Source organism: Rhodococcus sp. KBW08, from assembly GCF_003852455.1.
Classification (GTDB): domain Bacteria; phylum Actinomycetota; class Actinomycetes; order Mycobacteriales; family Mycobacteriaceae; genus Rhodococcus_F; species Rhodococcus_F baikonurensis.
This window is the reverse complement of sequence record NZ_QAJJ01000028.1, coordinates 1-16,232: the sequence shown is the minus strand read 5'-3', so window position 1 is coordinate 16,232 and position 16,232 is coordinate 1. Positions and strand designations below refer to the sequence as shown.

The following is a 16,232-nucleotide window of genomic DNA, read 5'->3' as shown; positions in this document are numbered from 1 at the left end:
GTCCAACAACTCCCCGATGGGGTCCGACAACAGTTCCTCGGCCGCGTCCTCCGATGCCGCAGCCCGATCGGAGATCACCGACTCCGGCGTCGACCAGGGCGCGATGCCCAAGCACAGCTGGCTCTCGCGTCTGTACACCGGAACGGGTGCGTTCGAGGTCGTCGGCAAGCGTCGCTTCTACTACGGACTGACCGGCGCTCTGGTCGCGATCGCGTTGCTGAGCATCATTCTGCGCGGCTTCACCTTCGGTATCGACTTCGAAGGCGGATCGCGCATTCAGTTCCCGGCCGAGGGCGGAGTCGAGACGTCGGCGGTGGAAACCGTGTACTCCGACACACTCGGCTTCGATCCCGTCAGCGTGCAGACGGTTGGCTCGGGTGCCAGCGCCACCGTCCAGATCCGGTCGGAGACGTTGAACGCGACGCAGATCAACGATCTTCAGTCGGCTCTCTTCGACGAGTTCCAGCCCAAGGACAAGAACGGGAACCCGTCGGCGCAAGCCATCAGTTTCGCGGACGTGAGTGAAACCTGGGGCGGCCAGATCACCAAGAAGGCGCTGATCGCGCTGATTGTGTTCCTGGTGATCGTGAGTATCTACATCGCCATCCGCTTCGAGCGCGACATGGCGGTAGCCGCCATAGTCGCGTTGTTCTTCGACATCATCGTCACTGCCGGCGTCTATTCGCTCGTCGGTTTCGAGGTGACGCCCGCGACGGTGATCGGTTTGCTCACCATTCTCGGCTTCTCGCTGTACGACACAGTGGTGGTGTTCGACAAGGTCGAAGAGAACACCCGCGGTGTTCTGCATCTGACGCGTCGTACGTACGGCGAGCAGGCCAACCTTGCGGTGAATCAGACCTTGATGCGATCGATCAACACGACCGTCATCAGTGTGCTTCCGGTGATCGCGCTGATGGTCGTCGCGGTATGGATGCTCGGCGTCGGCACGCTCAAGGACCTTGCGCTCGTTCAGCTCGTCGGCATCATCGTCGGTGCGTACTCCTCGATCTTCTTCGCGACGCCGCTCCTGGTGTCGATGAAGGAACGCTGGGGACCCGTCGCCGCACACACTCGTAAGGTGCTCGCTCGCCGGGCTACGCTGGCCGAGAAGGGTACGCAGGCGGTTGCCGTCGGCGCACCAGTTGCACGTCGTGCGCCGGTTGCTCCGCAGCCGGGTGCGCGGCCGACCGGAAAGCGAAACAAGAAGGGGCACTGAACATGCTCCCAAGGACACGCACACTGGTTCGATCGATGACGTTCGTTGCAGCCACTGCGGTGGCTGCGGGTTCGTTGGCGGCCTGCTCGGAAAGCTCCGAGCAGGTTCCCTCCATCGGATACGCCATCGACAACTCCATCTCCACGTACAACGCCAACACGACAGCCGGATCGGTGTCCGGGGCGATGGCCGCGTTTGGCCGGGTGCTTCCCGGCTTCACGTTCACGGGCCCGGCCGGGGCACCGGTGTCGGACACCGACATCGGAACGGCGTCGGAGTTGCCCGGTGACGTCCTCACGGTCTCGTACAAGCTCAACCCGGCGTCCGTGTACTCCGACGGAATTCCGATGTCCTGTGACGATCTGGTCCTCACCTGGGCGGCGTCGAGTGGCAAGTTCACCAAAGACGTCGATGGGGTCGTGAAGCCCATGTTCGACACGGCGAACAATCTCGGATATGCGGACATCGACCGGATCGACTGCCAGAGCGGGTCGAAGGACGCGACTGTCTTCTTCAAACCCGGGCGATCGTTCACCGATTGGCGATCTTTGTTCGGTGCGACTGCATTGATGCCTTCACACATCGTGACGCAGCGCGCCGGCGTCGGCGACGTCGTGAGTGCGGTGAATGCCGGTGACACCGAAGCGTTGTCGAAGATCGCGGACTTCTGGAACACCGGGTGGAACCTGACTCCCGGGCAAGTGGACACCTCCGTACTGCCTTCCGCTGGTCCGTATCGAATCGACTCGTACAGTGCCGATGACGGTCTGGTGCTGGTCGCGAACGAGCGGTGGTGGGGCAACAAGCCGGCGACCGATCGCATCGTCGTCTGGCCACGTGGTGTGAACCTGACCGAGGACCTCGACAAGAACTCGATCGAGGTCGTCGACGTTGCTTCCGGGTCGGCAGGCGAACTCGGCACTCCGTCCGGGTTCGATGTCCAGCAGATTCCGTCGCGGTCGATCGAGCAGTTCGTTCTCGCGACTTCGGGCGCGCTGGGGGACGAGGCCGCGCGCCGTGCCTTCGCGCATTGCGTTCCGCGGACAACACTTTTCGAGAAGTTCGGACAGACGGAGAATGCGCCGCGGGCCGGTCTGGGTTCCGGCGTGGTTGATTCACGACTGATGGCGCCGGATTCACTCGTCTACGGCGACGCCGCCGCGGTCGACGGTGATCGGTACGCCAATGCCGACGTCGAGGCCGCGAAGACGTCGTTGTCGGAAGCCGACCTCGATCAGTTGACCGTCCGGGTCGGGTACCTCGCACCGGACCCGGTGCGGGCGCAGATCGTCTCCGAGGCGAAAGCCGCGTGTGCTCCGGCGGGAATCACGATCGAGGACGCGAGTAGCGACAGCTTCGATCCGGCGAGTCTGCAGTCCGGGGGAGTCGACGCTGTGCTTTCCGGCATGGCAGGCAAAGTCGGTGCAGGCGGCACAGCGAGCATGATCGACGCGCGTGGAGCATTGCGATCGGGCAACGGCGCAAACCTCGGAACGTACGGAAACGCAAGGATCGATCAGATCATCGATCAGTTGAACGTGGATGCGAGCACCAGTGCGCAATTGGGACTCTCGGTGGAGGCGGAGAACATCCTGTGGACCCAGGTGCCTACGATTCCACTGTTCAATCAACTACGAACTGTCGCTGTAGCCCCAGGCATGTCGGCAGTGTTGGTCAATCCGACTCGGGCCGCTACCGGCTGGAACATGGACAGATGGGTACTACGCAGATGAGCGTCTCGAACGGTGTTGCCTTGCACACGACTGAAGAATTGATCGCAATCCGCCGGGCTGCCGGAGACGCCGTTGTTCGGCTGACCCGCTGGGCGGACAACTTTCCCGGTCCCGGGGTTCGGTTCGCCGATCTGACTCCGGTGTTCGCCGACGCCGAGGGATTCGGAGCCGTGCTCGACGCCCTTGTCGCCTGCGCTCCGGACGCCGACACGATCGCCGCCGTCGATGCTCGCGGTTTCCTGCTCGGTGCCGGCGCGGCCGCGAAGATGGGCGCGGGAGTAGTTGCCGTGCGGAAGGTCGGCAAACTGCCGCCGCCCGTGCTGTCTCGTTCGTACAGCCTCGAGTACGGATCGTCGACACTCGAGATCCCGGCAAACGGCTTCGATCTCACCGGACGGAATGTTCTGGTGATCGACGACGTTCTGGCTACCGGAGGGACACTCGAGGCGGCTGTACAGTTGGTTGAGTTGGGTGGAGCTAACGTCGTCGGCGTCGCAGTGGTGCTCGAGATCGAGGAATTGCGCGGCCGTGATCGCTTCTTGAAGTACCCACTGACATCCCTGGTGAAGGTCTGAGTATTAAAGTTGTCTCCTGGGGGTCGAGTTAGACCTCCAGGGCAATTACCCGATGCAGGGCGGTTGCCTCATCCAACTCGGTGGTAGGAGGTGGCGACATGACGTCGAATCTTGATCGATCACAGAACTCGGGTGCAGTGTCGCAGGAGACGGGTGCAGTTCCCGCTCCGGAGACGACACCATCGAAGTCCGCGGTTCCTGACGTTTCGGGATCAGCGCAAACTCCCGGCAATCGGGGTGGGCAGAATCTGGCCGTGCCCGCTTCGGCCTCCCGTAGGGTGCGTGCCCGGCTTGCGCGGCGCATCACCGGTCAGCGCAATGCCACCATCCGCCCGGTACTCGAGCCGTTGGTCAGCCTCCACCGTGAGCTGTATCCGAAGGCCGACCTCGCGCTGCTCCAGCGTGCGTACGACGTCGCCGAGGACAGACATTCGAGCCAGCGGCGCAAGTCCGGCGATCCGTACATCACGCATCCGTTGGCCGTCGCGAGCATTTTGGCCGAGTTGGGTATGGACACCACCACCCTCGTCGCAGCCCTTCTGCACGACACCGTCGAGGACACCGGTTATTCGCTCGAAGAGTTGACCAAGGACTTCGGTGACGAGGTCGCTCACCTCGTCGACGGAGTCACCAAACTCGACAAGGTCGTTCTGGGCACCGCAGCCGAGGGCGAAACCATCCGCAAGATGATCATCGCGATGGCGCGGGACCCGCGCGTGCTCGTGATCAAGGTTGCGGATCGTCTGCACAACATGCGCACGATGCGATTCCTGCCGCCCGAAAAGCAGGCACGTAAGGCCAGAGAGACTCTCGAAGTCATTGCGCCACTTGCGCATCGGCTCGGAATGGCGACCGTCAAGTGGGAACTCGAGGACCTCTCGTTCGCAATCCTGCACCCGAAGAAGTACGACGAGATCGTTCGACTGGTCGCTGACCGCGCACCTTCTCGTGACACCTATCTGGCCAAGGTTCGCGCCGAGATCAACTCGACTCTGTCCGCCTCGCGGATCAATGCCATCGTCGAGGGCCGGCCCAAGCATTACTGGTCGATCTATCAGAAGATGATCGTCAAGGGCCGCGATTTCGACGACATCCACGATCTGGTCGGCGTGCGTATTCTGTGTGAAGAAGTGCGTGACTGTTACGCCGCGGTCGGCGTTGTCCACTCGCTGTGGCAGCCGATGGCCGGACGCTTCAAGGACTACATCGCGCAGCCGCGCTACGGCGTCTACCAGTCGCTGCACACCACCGTCGTGGGACCGGAAGGCAAGCCCCTTGAGGTCCAGATCCGGACCCAGGACATGCACCGGACCGCGGAGTTCGGTATCGCCGCGCACTGGCGGTACAAGGAGACCAAGGGCAAGCACGCCGGCGACATCGCCGAGGTCGACGACATGGCGTGGATGCGTCAGCTACTCGACTGGCAACGTGAAGCGGCCGATCCGGGGGAGTTCCTCGAATCGTTGCGTTACGACCTCGCCGTCAAGGAGATCTTCGTCTTCACGCCGAAGGGTGACGTCATCACGTTGCCTGCCGGATCGACTCCCGTTGATTTCGCGTATGCGGTGCATACCGAGGTCGGCCACCGATGCATTGGTGCCAGGGTCAACGGCCGACTGGTCGCATTGGAACGAACTCTCGAGAACGGCGAAGTCGTGGAGGTCTTCACGTCGAAGGCTGCCACCGCCGGGCCGAGCCGAGATTGGCAGACGTTCGTCGTCTCGCCGCGCGCCAAGGCGAAGATCCGTCAGTGGTTCGCGAAGGAACGCCGCGAAGAGGCGCTCGAGTCCGGCAAGGATCAGATCGCGAAGGAAGTCCGCCGTGTGGGACTTCCGTTGCAGCGGTTGATGAATGCCGAATCGATGAGCACGATCGCGCACGAACTTCGCTATCCCGACGTCTCGGCGTTGTACACGGCGGTAGGCGAGAGCCAGGTGTCGGCGCACCACGTCGTGCAGCGTCTCGTTGCTCATCTGGGCGGCGTCGGCGCCGTCGAGGAGGAATTGGCCGAGCGTTCGACGCCGTCGACCATGCCGGTACGCACCCGCAGTACGGGCGACTCCGGAATTCTCGTTCCCGGAGCGCCGGGCACGGTGGCTAAACTGGCAAAGTGTTGCACGCCGGTTCCAGGCGATTCGATTCTGGGCTTCGTCACGCGCGGCGGAGCGGTCAGTGTGCACCGTACCGACTGCACCAACGCCAACTCGCTCCACGATCAGTCGGAGCGAATCATCGACGTCGAATGGGCACCGTCAGCGACGTCGGTGTTCCTGGTCGCGATCCAGATCGAGGCGCTCGATCGTCATCGGTTGCTTTCCGACGTCACCAAGGCGTTGGCCGACGAGAAGGTGAACATCCTGTCCGCCTCGGTCACCACGTCCGGCGACCGAGTGGCGATCAGCAAGTTCACCTTCGAGATGGGCGACCCGAAGCATCTGGGTCATGTGCTCAATGTGGTTCGCAATGTGGAAGGCGTTTACGACGTCTACCGCGTGACCTCTGCTTCGTAACTGCTGTGCGCCTTTATTAACCGCGGGCGGTTAATAAAGGCGCACAGTGGGTCAGGCGACTACTGCAGTCTCGATGGTGATCGGGGTGTTGGGTGCACCGCCGCCGGTTGCGCCCATGCCACCGTCGTCGCCGTCGGCCGCGATCTTCTCGATTGTCGCCAGGCCGGCGTCGTCGATCTTTCCGAAGACCGTGTAGTTGGGCGGCAAGACCGAATCCTCGTAGACGAGGAAGAACTGACTGCCGTTGCTGCCCGGTACACCCGAGTTGGCCATTGCCAGCGTGCCGCGGGGGTAGACGGCAGGCAAGGAGAGTGCCGGATCGTTAGCCGGGTAGGCCGTGGTCGGGTACTCGTTGTCGAAGCCGTAGCCCGGTCCGCCCGTGCCCTTGCCCGAGGGATCGCCGCACTGCAGGATCTGCAACCCAGGGCTGGTCACGAGTCGATGACACGGAGTGTCGTCGAAGTACTTCTGCTCGGTCAGGCTCACGATGCTGTTGACCGTGCAGGGGGCTTCTGCCCGGTTCAGTTCCATCCCGATCGGGCCGGCCGTAGTCGTGAGCGCGACGTTGACGGTTCCCTCGGTGGACACACCCGTGGAGTTCGGCGGATTGACGGTTTTGGCTGCACCCGCCGCGCTCGGGTACGAGCAGTCGACGGTCGCCGACGCCGGAGTCGGGACAGGCGGGAGTGCGTCGAACTGTGACATGTCGAGCGGCGGCATGGCAGCCGTTGTCGTCTTCGCCTTGGAGGTACTGGACGGCGAGTCCGAGCTACCGGAATCACTGGAACAACCAGCCAGAAGCAGCGCCGCGGCGCTCGCAGCGGCAATGACTACAGGAAAGCGCATCACGGGATTACGTCGCATCAGTCGAGCCTTACTGTCTTGATGTCGGTGGTCAGATTCGGCTTGCCGTCGCCCTCTGGCGTCGATCCGCCGGCCGCGACCTTGTCCAAAGTGGCGAGCCCGGTTTCGTCGATCGTGCCGAAAACCGTGTACTGCGGCGGGAGTTGTGAGTCGCCGTAGACGAGGAAGAACTGGCTGCCGTTGCTACCGGGTGCCCCGGTGTTGGCCATCGCAACCGTGCCGCGCGCGTAGGTGACGGGCTCTTGCGCTGCCGGGTCGGTGGTGGCGTAGGCCGTGGTGGGGAACTCGTTGTCGAATCCGTAGCCCGGTCCGCCGGTGCCGGTGCCCGACGGGTCACCGCACTGCAGAACCTGGAGCGAGGGGCTCGTCGTCATACGGTGGCAGGTGGTGTCGTTGAAGTAGTCCTGCTGCGCCAAGCTCACGAAGCTGTTGACCGTGCACGGCGACTTCGTTCCGTCGAGCGTGAGCCCGATGTTTCCCTGCGAGGTCTCGACGCTGATGCTCGGCGTCGCGTCGGGCGCGGTGGTGGGGATTCCGTCGGTACGAGGCGGATTGTTGGCCTTGGACGCGGTAGCGCCGTCAGCCGGGTACGAGCAGGACACCGTGTCGGCGAGCGGCGTCGACAGTCCGGCAGGCATGGCACCCGCAGTCTGTGGCGTGAGGCTCGAGTCGTCGGCAGCAGTGTTGGTGGTGTTCGCGTCGTCGTCACTGCGGTTGCTCAGCCAGATGAGTCCACCGACGACACCGACCACGACAACCACGCCGAGCGCGGTTCCGGCGATCGTCATCTGCTTGCGCTTGCGGGCACGTTCTGCGCGGCGTTCGAGCTGACGCTCGAGCTTGCGTTTCGCCGCCTCGCGGCGTTGCTCGTTACTCGGCACTGCTGTAGTCCTCCGTATCGCGGGTGGATCGTGGTCGGCCGGCCGAGCGACACCCTGGGGTCGGCTTCGGCAAGCGGCTCTACTCGTCGTCAGAGTCTCCCATTGCAACCTGAGAACTTACTGGCGGGGCAGCAGCTTAGGCTGTAACCGACACCGTGTTGTTCCTTTCCACCCTTCGAAGAGGAGTTGCCCCCGTGCTCGTCACTGGTTTTCCGGCCGGGATGTTCCAAACCAACTGCTACATACTCGCCCAGGACGACGCGTGCGAATGTGTGGTCGTCGATCCAGGGCAGGACGCGGCCGAGCCGCTCTTCGAATATCTCGACTCCAAAGACATGACGGTCAACGCGGTCCTGTTGACACACGGCCATCTCGATCACGTGTGGTCGGCCCGCGAGGTCTGTGAGCGGTACTCCGTACCCGCGTACATCCATCCCGAGGATCGCTACATGCTCAGTGATCCGGCACGGGGAATCGGCCCGACAATGAAGGAATTCATCCAGGGGATGACGTTCGTGGAGCCGGACGAGGTGATCGAACTGGCCGATGGAGACAAGATCACCGAGGCCGGAATATCTTTTTTCGTGGACCACACACCCGGGCACACGCAGGGATCCGTGGTGTTCCGAACCCAGGCGAACACGGAGAACGGACCCGTGGACTTGGCGTTCACCGGTGACACGCTGTTCCAGGGTTCGATCGGACGCAGCGACCTGCCCGGCGGAAATCACGAGCAGTTGCTCGCCTCGATCGCCCGCAAGCTACTGGTACTCGGCGACGACACAGTGGTCCTGCCCGGGCACGGTGGTAACAGTTCGATCGGAGCCGAGCGAAGCTCGAACCCGTTTCTCGTTGGACTCAGCGCACAAGAATAAGGAAAAGTACCTCTCGTGAGTAAAGCCAGCACCTTCTCTGCACCCAAGGGTATTCCGGACTACGTTCCGCCGCAGTCAGCCGAATTCGTCGCCGTTCGTGACGGTTTGACGCGCGCCGCCAGATTGGCCGGATACGGCCACATCGAATTGCCGATCTTCGAGGACACCGGATTGTTCGCGCGCGGCGTCGGCGAGTCGACCGACGTCGTGAGCAAAGAGATGTACACGTTCGCCGACCGTGGCGACCGTTCGGTGACGTTGCGTCCCGAGGGAACCGCCGGTGTGATGCGTGCGGTCATCGAGCACAGCCTCGATCGTGGACAGTTGCCGGTCAAGGTCAGCTACGCGGGCCCGTTCTTCCGCTACGAGCGTCCGCAGGCCGGTCGTTACCGCCAGTTGCAGCAGGTCGGCGTCGAGGCCATCGGGATCGACGACCCCGCACTCGACGCAGAGGTCATCGCGATCGCCGACGCCGGATTCCGGTCATTGGGGCTCGACGGCTTCCGCCTCGAAATCACCTCGCTCGGCGACGACACCTGCCGACCGCAGTACCGCGAACTGCTGCAGGAGTTTCTCTTTGCACTCCCGCTCGACGAGGACACGCGTCGACGCGCCGAGATCAACCCGCTCCGTGTGCTCGACGACAAGCGCCCGGATGTGCGTGAGATGACTGCGGGCGCACCGCTCATGCTCGATCACCTGTCGGAGAGCTGCAAGGCACACTTCGACGAGGTACTCGCGCACCTGGACGCCTTGGGCGTTCCCTATGTCGTCAACCCGCGCATGGTTCGCGGCCTCGATTACTACACCAAGACGACCTTCGAGTTCGTGCACGACGGACTGGGCGCGCAGTCCGGAATCGGTGGCGGTGGTCGCTACGACGGTCTGATGGAACAACTGGGCGGACAGCCGCTCTCGGGGATCGGATTCGGAATCGGCGTCGACCGCACTGTTCTCGCGCTCGAGGCCGAGGGTAAGTCGGTAGCACCACCGGCACGTGTCGATGTGTTCTGTGTGCCGATGGGTACCGAAGCGAAGGCAGCGCTGGTGAAGATTGCACACCAGCTGCGTGCCAACGGAATTCGAGTCGACATCGCCTATGGAAATCGTGGTGTGAAGGGCTCGATGAAAGCGGCCGACCGCTCGGGTGCCGCAATCGCGTTGGTTCTCGGCGAGCGTGAACTCGAAGAAGGCGTGATCGTCGTCAAACAGTTGGCGACAGGTGAGCAGGAGTCGGTGGCACTCGACCAGGTCGTCGACAAGCTCGGGGATCTCGTTGAGCACTGAGGCCGAACCGGTTTCGCTCGATCTGGTTCCCGTGGCGTTGATCGCGCCGCGGCTGAAGAAGTTCGCTGTTGTCGTGGTGGTGTTCGGTGTTGTCGTCGGGTTGATCGTCAGTGTTTTCTCGACGGCGACCGTGGGAGCGATCGTCGGTGCCGTCATCGCGGTGCCGACGGCGCTGGCCATTCTGATGACGTTGCGCCGACACATCACCCTGTACGGCAACAGGATACGGGCGCAAGCCGGCTTCCGAACCAACGACGTCGACGTCGCCGAGGTACTCACGGCGGCGCTGACGGTGCGATCCGGCCGGATCAGCGAGGTCAGCCTGACGCTCGGCGACGGGCGGTCCACCGTGCGAATCCCGCTCGCGTTGTATACCGCGGGTGGCGGGCGCGAGTTGGAGATCCTTGCGCTCCGCAAACTCGCCGACGCCCTGGCAGCCAGCGAGTTGGTACCGGCGGCCGCGTTGTCTTCGGTCCTGATCGAACAGTTGCGTGCCGAAGCCCGCGGCGCCGGGCTGGACGAGCGTCCGCTGTACCGCGCCGTCGAACTCGTGACGGCGGCGGGACGAGTGCCGAGAACCACACTGACAGACCACGAAGTGGCCGGATTACTTGACTAGCGTGGAAACCGTTCTTACAGCGTTGTAGAACGGACAGTCGTGAAAACGGCAGGTGAGGAGTCGGCAATGAGTATCGCGCCCGTAACCGTCACGGTGACCGGAGCGTCGGGTCAGATCGCATACGGAATGCTTTTCCGCATAGCTGCGGGGGAGATGCTCGGCGCTGACGTACCGATCAAACTTCGACTGCTCGAGATTCCCGCCGCCGTGTCCGCTGCCGAAGGCGTTGCGATGGAACTCGAAGACGGCGCATTTCCGTTGCTGAGCTCCATCGACATCACCGACGATCCCGACGTCGCCTTCTCCGGTGCGAACGTCGGCATGCTGGTCGGTGCGCGTCCGCGGAGCAAGGGCATGGAGCGCGCCGACTTGCTGAGCGCGAACGGTGCGATTTTCACAGCGCACGGGAAGGCGATCAACAACAACGCCGCCTCGGACGTCAAGGTGCTGGTCGTCGGAAACCCGGCAAACACCAACGCTCTCATCGCGATGAACAACGCGCCGGATGTACCCGATACTCGGTTCAGTGCGTTGACGCGTCTCGACCACAACCGAGCGATTGCGCAGGTGGTGAAGAAGACCGGCGTTCGTGCGTCGTCGGTGCGCAAGGTGTCCGTCTGGGGAAACCATTCGGCGACGCAGTACCCGGACCTCTCCCACGCGACCGTCGCGGGTGAGCCTGCGCTCGCGGTGATCAACGACCGCGACTGGGTGGAGAACGATTTCATCCCGACTGTGCAGGTACGAGGCACCGCCATCATCGCTGCGCGTGGATCGTCCTCGGCGGCAAGTGCGGCCAGCGCGTCTATCGACCACGTCCGCGACTGGGTGATCGGAACGGCCGAGGACGACTGGGTGTCCATGGCCGTGTGTTCGGACGGTTCCTACGGAGTGCCCGAAGGATTGATCTCGTCTTTCCCGGTGACCTGTGCCGATGGTGAATTCACTATCGTTCCCGACCTCGCGATCGACGACTTCTCACGCGAACGGATTGACCTGTCCGTCAGCGAATTGGAGCAGGAGCGCGCGGCGGTACGGGAGTTGGGCTTCGTCTGAGGTCGTAATGCCGCCCCGGTCGGGAAGTCCCGATCAAAGATCTCGGAACAGATACTGATCGGGATTCTCGGCACCGAGCACGGGCGGTGACACCATCGGTAGGTCGTCGACCATCGAATTCTCGTCGCCGGCAGTCACGAGATACCCCGGGGTAGTGCGTGACGACTCGTCGTCACGAGATCCGCGGGGTCCACCGCCCAACATGCCGCCCGGCGACATGCCAGCATTGGCGGCCGCCGACGATGGTGCACCCAGGCCGGGCGTTGCTATCGGGACCGGTTGAGCCGCAGTAACTCCCGCTGCGCCTCTAGCAATTCCACCGATAGTGCCGCTTCCACCCACCCATGCTCCACCGGAGCTAGTCGTCGCACTGGGTGACGGCGACCCGCCAGCTGTGAGTGACGTCGACGAATTGCCCGCGCCCCACAGCTTGTCGACGCCGGTCGCAAGTCCGGCGCCTGCCTGCGCCGCCGAGGTCCGGACTGCGTCGGTGACTGGCTGAGTGGAGTCCTGGTGGGTGGAGTCCTGGTGGGTGGAGTACGCTTCACCGGCATCGGTTGAGGCAGACAGAGGTTGGGCGATCTGACGGGCGGCGTTGTTGATTGCCTCCGGAGTGACCAGGTTGGATAGTGCCTCACTGGTCGGTGGAGTCGGAACTGGGATCGACCCGGCAAGGGCGTTCATGGCTGCGGTGTGCCCGAGCATCTCCCCACGAGTCCGAGTCACCGACGCGACGGCTGCCTGCATGTGTTCAGCTGCCGAGGCAAGCAACATCGCCTGTCCTGGTGGTGTCCACGCGATCGGCGCAGCAGCTGCAACCGTGGTGGCGAAGGACTGCGCGATTGCCGCGAGATTCGCGTTGCCTCGCTGCACCGATTCCGCGGCGGCGGCAGCAGTTTTCGATATCGCGGTTCCGCGTTCGCTCAATTCGGCGCCGCTGTTCTGGGCGGATCGCGACAGTTCGGTCGCGGCTTCACTGCCGGTGCTGTTCCAGGTCTGGCCCACCTCGGCGACCGCGCTTTGGGACAGTCCCATGGCGTGGTCGATGAGAGTGGACGCCTGATTGAAGATGCCGACGGGATCGATGCCCGCAAAAGTGCCTGTGCCGAGACTCTTCCCGAGTTCGATCAAGGGCGCGAACAGATCTTCGATTCCGGGTAGCGCCGGTACCGGTATGCCGGCGAGCATCGATTCGACCGCGTTGTTCGGCAGTACCGGGGCCGGAGCACCACCGTGAAGGAATTCGATGACGGTCGTCGAGTCGTCTTCGGTGCTCACGCGGTCGCGCCCGTCGATCCAGCCGCAGCGGTCAGATCTGTTGCGATTGCTTGATCTGTGGTGTCGTAGGCCTGCGCGGCTGCACCGGCCGTTGCGGCGTTGCCGGCGTAGAACGTGGCGAGTGCTGCAACATCTTTGGTGTGTGTGACCTGAGCGCGCGCGAATGCTTCGAGAAATTCGATCCCGACGGGGCCCACGGCCGGTGCGACTGCTGCGATGTTTGCATCCAGATCGACAGCGGCGGCCTGCGCGATGCGTCCTGCCGCTTCGGTCGACGTCGAGCCGTACTTTCGGATGTCGTCAGTGACGACAGTCAATTCGCTCATCATTACCCCCCAGTTTGGTAAGCGTCGTGAGAACTTTAGCGGACCACTGTGGGCCCGTGCAGGGAGAGGACGCGACCTACTCAGCGGTTCCGGACAACCTGGACGAAGTGGCAGAGATTACATTCGGCTCCGGTGTTGGTATTGCGAGTGCGATCGATTTGGCACACTCGAACCATGCGAACCGCTTCGGACGTCATCCTCCGACTCACGTCCGATCCAGCTCGTGCGGGACTGGTGATGGATTTCGACGGCGTGCTTGCACCCATCGTCGACGATCCGTCGGCGAGTGCACTCCTGCCCGGCGCCGAAGACGTGCTCGCGACCCTGGCGGAGCACCTCGGTGTGGTCGGCTTGCTCTCGGGACGGCCGGTGTCGTTCTTGCGAGAGCGGCTCAGCTTGAATTCCGTTGTGCTCATGGGTTCCTACGGTGTCGAGACCTGGACGGACGACGGAATCCAAGTGCTTCCGGCCGTCGCTGCGTTCAGTGATGCTGTCGCCGAAGCAGAAGCCGAACTGCGCCGCTTGTTCGACTCTCAGGCAGTTCCTGGCATCCACGTCGAGAGCAAAGGCCTTGCGGTAGCAGTGCATTGGCGTCGGGTCGCGGATCGAGCGGCCGCGCAGCGCCTGGTGGAAGCGGCGACAACAGAAATCGCGAGCCGGACCGGGTTGCGTCGTGAGCCCGGCAAGTTGGTCGAGGAATTGCGCCCACCCGTTGAGGAGGACAAGGGAACAGGCCTCCTTCGCGCGATCGCAGCCGCAGGGGTCGACGTCGTCGCGTATGCGGGCGACGACCGGGGTGACCTACCCGCCTTTGCTGCTGTCCTTGCCTCGGGTGGAGAAGCGTTGGTGGTCAAGGGCGATGACATTGCACCGGAGGTGGCTGCTGTCGACGGCGTCCAGTTCGACGGCCCGCAGGCGTTTCTGGAGTGGATGAAAGAGCTTGCCGCGCAACTGGAACGCTGACACGTAGGGTCAGTCTGCCAGGAACTCGGCCAGCGCGCGGTTGACCTCTTCCGGGTTGTCCTGTGTGCATTGATGTCCGACACCGCTGATCACCACCCGGCGAGTCAGGTCGGGGAGTTGTTCACTCAGCGCGTCGTAGATGCGATCGAGTTGGCGCGCCATGTCTACCTCTCCCCGCATCAGGAGGGTCTCCTTTCGGGGTGCCGTATCCACCGGGCAGAGTGACGTTAACCCGCTTGTTCCCAAATCCAGCCATGTCTGCCGTCCGGCGGCCAGCATGCAGTCGGCAACGTATCTGCGAGTTGCGGGATTTCGACTCGACCACCGACCACTGTAAAAGGCAAAGGGGCCCCACGGAATTCGTCGATACAGATGTGTGCCGATCTTGATCGCCGAGGCAGCGGCGCCACTCATTTCCCGGTGCTGTCCAGGGCTGCCGATCATGACGAGTTTGTCGACTCGATCCGGATGGCGGTGGGTGAACTCCTGCGCAATGTTTCCGCCGAACGAGTGTCCGACGATGCTTGCCCGATCGATTCCGAGCGAGTCGAACATGACCTTCACGTCGTCGATCACAGTGTCGAGAGTGGCGCGGTGGCCTTCCTTCAGGATAGACAGCCCTTGACCGCGTAAATCGGGTAGCACCAGGGAATAGGCCCCCGCGAGTTCCGCGACCTGGTCGTCGAACATTCGATGATCAACTCCGGCGCCATGCAGGAAGACCACGCATTTCCGGTCGAGCGCCGACGTGCGCCACACACGCATCTCGGTGCCCGGAGTGGAAATCGTCTGGGTTGTCAGAGTCTGCATCGCTGTCCGTTGCCTCAGTTCGTTGCCGAATCGAATAGAAGTGAGCCTATCCTAAGTTATGTGAACTTCGGTTGTGGCAACGAGAAACTGGCCGTACCGGAACCATCTCCGGTACGGCCAGTCGTGGTGTTCGGTCAGGCGTCGCGCTTGTTGACGACGGCGATGCTGATTCCGAAAACCACCAGAACAAATGCGGCGAAGTAGAACAGGCTTCCCCAAGGGCCCCAATGAAAATTGGCGCTCGAACCCGAAGAGAGGAAGTGGTCGGCGTTGGCGAACGGGAGGAACGGTGTGACGTTTCTACCGAAGGATCCGAACATGCCGAACAGGCTCTCGATGAGCAGTGGCCACAGCAGCAGTAGTGCAATAGCTCCGGCAGATTGACGGAGGAGTGCTCCGACGGCGATAGCGAGGACGACGCAGAGGAACGCGAAGATCGGTACGCCGTAGACGGCGCGCCAGGCATCGGCGTTGTCGAGTGCCAGGTTGGTGGAACCTTCAGTGCCTGCAGCAGCTTTGGTGATGAAGACTGCGCCGAGCATGAGGACAAAGGACAGCACCGCTCCGAAGGCTCCGATCAGGCCGGCTTTCGCGATCAGAACCGACGCCCGACCCGGGATGGCTTGGAAGGTCGTGCGGATGATACCGAAGCGGTACTCGCTGGTGATCGCGAGCGCCGCCATGATCATCAGGACCATGACGCCGAAGCCGGAAACTCCAAGCCCCGCGTCGTTGAACGTGGGGAGGAATTTCTCGAAATCAGGAGTTCCTGATGCGGCTTCGTCGTTGTACGCCTGAATGCTCGAACTCGACGAACGCCCGATCATCCAGGCGACGCCCAACCCCAGGACTATGATGGTGATCGTGCACCACAGCGGGGACTTGGTCGTGGTGATCTTGATTCGTTCAGCACTGAGAACAGCCATTACAGTGCACCTCCCATAGCCTGCTGTGTGTTTGCGTGGTGGGCTCCGGCACCCGGATCGACACCGGATGCGTGGTACTGGACATCGTCTCCGGTCAACTTCATGAACGCGTCCTCGAGCGATCCCTGCTGGGACGCCAACTCGTGCAACACGATTCCCTGCGAGCCAGCCAGACCACCGATCACATCGGTGGTCGAATCAACGACCACCAACACCGGCTCCGATCCTGAATGCTCCTCGCGGACAGTCAGTCCGTGGGCAGTCAATGCGGCATGGAGAGCGTCCAATTGTGGGCTACGCACGCGCACCGTCG

At 63.0% G+C, this 16,232-nt stretch carries 15 protein-coding genes and 1 pseudogene; 9 read left to right on the top strand and 7 right to left on the bottom strand.

Translation table 11 applies throughout. The features are described from left to right. The first annotated feature begins 16 nt into the window (after positions 1–16). The 4 genes from secF (at position 17) to DBV08_RS28960 (ending at position 6,034) form a co-directional block, all read left to right on the top strand. Positions 17–1,216 carry a protein translocase subunit SecF gene (secF, locus tag DBV08_RS28975; protein WP_397488236.1) on the top strand — a complete coding sequence of 400 codons (1,200 nt, stop codon included), beginning with the start codon at positions 17–19 and terminating at the stop codon, positions 1,214–1,216. A 2-nt stretch (positions 1,217–1,218) separates the two neighbouring features. Next, a complete protein-coding gene (locus DBV08_RS28970) occupies positions 1,219–2,949 on the top strand; it encodes an ABC transporter substrate-binding protein (protein ID WP_124569689.1) in 1,731 nt (576 codons plus the stop codon). Next, positions 2,946–3,524 carry an adenine phosphoribosyltransferase gene (locus DBV08_RS28965; protein WP_124569776.1) on the top strand — a complete coding sequence of 193 codons (579 nt, stop codon included), beginning with the start codon at positions 2,946–2,948 and terminating at the stop codon, positions 3,522–3,524. Before DBV08_RS28970 ends, DBV08_RS28965 begins: the two co-directional genes overlap by 4 nt. Before the next feature lie 98 nt (positions 3,525–3,622). Continuing rightward, positions 3,623–6,034, top strand: coding sequence for a bifunctional (p)ppGpp synthetase/guanosine-3',5'-bis(diphosphate) 3'-pyrophosphohydrolase (locus DBV08_RS28960; RefSeq protein ID WP_124569688.1), 2,412 nt, complete (start codon positions 3,623–3,625; stop codon positions 6,032–6,034). 51 nt (positions 6,035–6,085) lie between these two features. Here DBV08_RS28960 and DBV08_RS28955 read toward each other — a convergent pair whose 3' ends face one another. Beyond that, entirely contained in the window at positions 6,086–6,898 is an 813-nt protein-coding gene (locus tag DBV08_RS28955) for a peptidylprolyl isomerase (RefSeq protein ID WP_387414771.1), read from the bottom strand. Continuing rightward, entirely contained in the window at positions 6,898–7,779 is an 882-nt protein-coding gene (locus DBV08_RS28950) for a peptidylprolyl isomerase (RefSeq protein WP_124569687.1), read from the bottom strand. The genes DBV08_RS28955 and DBV08_RS28950 overlap by 1 nt, the downstream gene beginning before the upstream one ends. A 194-nt stretch (positions 7,780–7,973) precedes the next feature. Between DBV08_RS28950 and DBV08_RS28945 the strand changes: the two genes are divergently transcribed. From DBV08_RS28945 to DBV08_RS28930, 4 genes are all read left to right on the top strand, one after another. After that, the gene (locus DBV08_RS28945; protein ID WP_124569686.1) at positions 7,974–8,654 is read left to right on the top strand and encodes an MBL fold metallo-hydrolase; all 681 of its coding nucleotides are present in this window, start codon (positions 7,974–7,976) and stop codon (positions 8,652–8,654) included. A gap of 15 nt (positions 8,655–8,669) precedes the next feature. Then, a complete protein-coding gene (gene hisS, locus DBV08_RS28940) occupies positions 8,670–9,941 on the top strand; it encodes a histidine--tRNA ligase (protein ID WP_124569685.1) in 1,272 nt (423 codons plus the stop codon). Next, positions 9,931–10,560 (top strand): hypothetical protein, encoded by a 630-nt coding sequence (locus DBV08_RS28935; protein WP_124569684.1) that lies wholly within the window; start codon positions 9,931–9,933, stop codon positions 10,558–10,560. Before hisS ends, DBV08_RS28935 begins: the two co-directional genes overlap by 11 nt. Before the next feature lie 66 nt (positions 10,561–10,626). After that, the gene (locus DBV08_RS28930) at positions 10,627–11,616 is read left to right on the top strand and encodes a malate dehydrogenase (protein WP_124569683.1); all 990 of its coding nucleotides are present in this window, start codon (positions 10,627–10,629) and stop codon (positions 11,614–11,616) included. 33 nt (positions 11,617–11,649) lie between these two features. Here the strand turns inward: DBV08_RS28930 and DBV08_RS28925 are convergent, their stop codons facing one another. After that, positions 11,650–12,894, bottom strand: coding sequence for a hypothetical protein (locus DBV08_RS28925; RefSeq protein ID WP_260395809.1), 1,245 nt, complete (start codon positions 12,892–12,894; stop codon positions 11,650–11,652). Next, a complete protein-coding gene (locus tag DBV08_RS28920) occupies positions 12,891–13,220 on the bottom strand; it encodes a type VII secretion target (protein WP_260395808.1) in 330 nt (109 codons plus the stop codon). Before DBV08_RS28920 ends, DBV08_RS28925 begins: the two co-directional genes overlap by 4 nt. 174 nt (positions 13,221–13,394) lie before the next feature. On the opposite strand from DBV08_RS28920, the gene otsB reads away from it, so the two are divergent. After that, complete coding sequence (gene otsB / locus DBV08_RS28915) at positions 13,395–14,183, top strand: trehalose-phosphatase (RefSeq protein WP_260395807.1); 789 nt, start codon at positions 13,395–13,397, stop codon at positions 14,181–14,183. Positions 14,184–14,192: 9 nt separating this feature from the next. Here otsB and DBV08_RS28910 read toward each other — a convergent pair whose 3' ends face one another. The 3 genes and pseudogenes from DBV08_RS28910 to DBV08_RS28900 all read right to left on the bottom strand — a co-directional run. Continuing rightward, a complete protein-coding gene (locus tag DBV08_RS28910) occupies positions 14,193–14,993 on the bottom strand; it encodes an alpha/beta fold hydrolase (RefSeq protein WP_124569680.1) in 801 nt (266 codons plus the stop codon). Positions 14,994–15,127: 134 nt separating this feature from the next. After that, positions 15,128–15,919, bottom strand: coding sequence for an ABC transporter permease (locus tag DBV08_RS28905; RefSeq protein ID WP_124569679.1), 792 nt, complete (start codon positions 15,917–15,919; stop codon positions 15,128–15,130). After that, a pseudogene (locus DBV08_RS28900) lies at positions 15,919–16,232 on the bottom strand (ABC transporter ATP-binding protein); the annotation flags it as partial. The pseudogene DBV08_RS28900 and the gene DBV08_RS28905, both read right to left, overlap by 1 nt.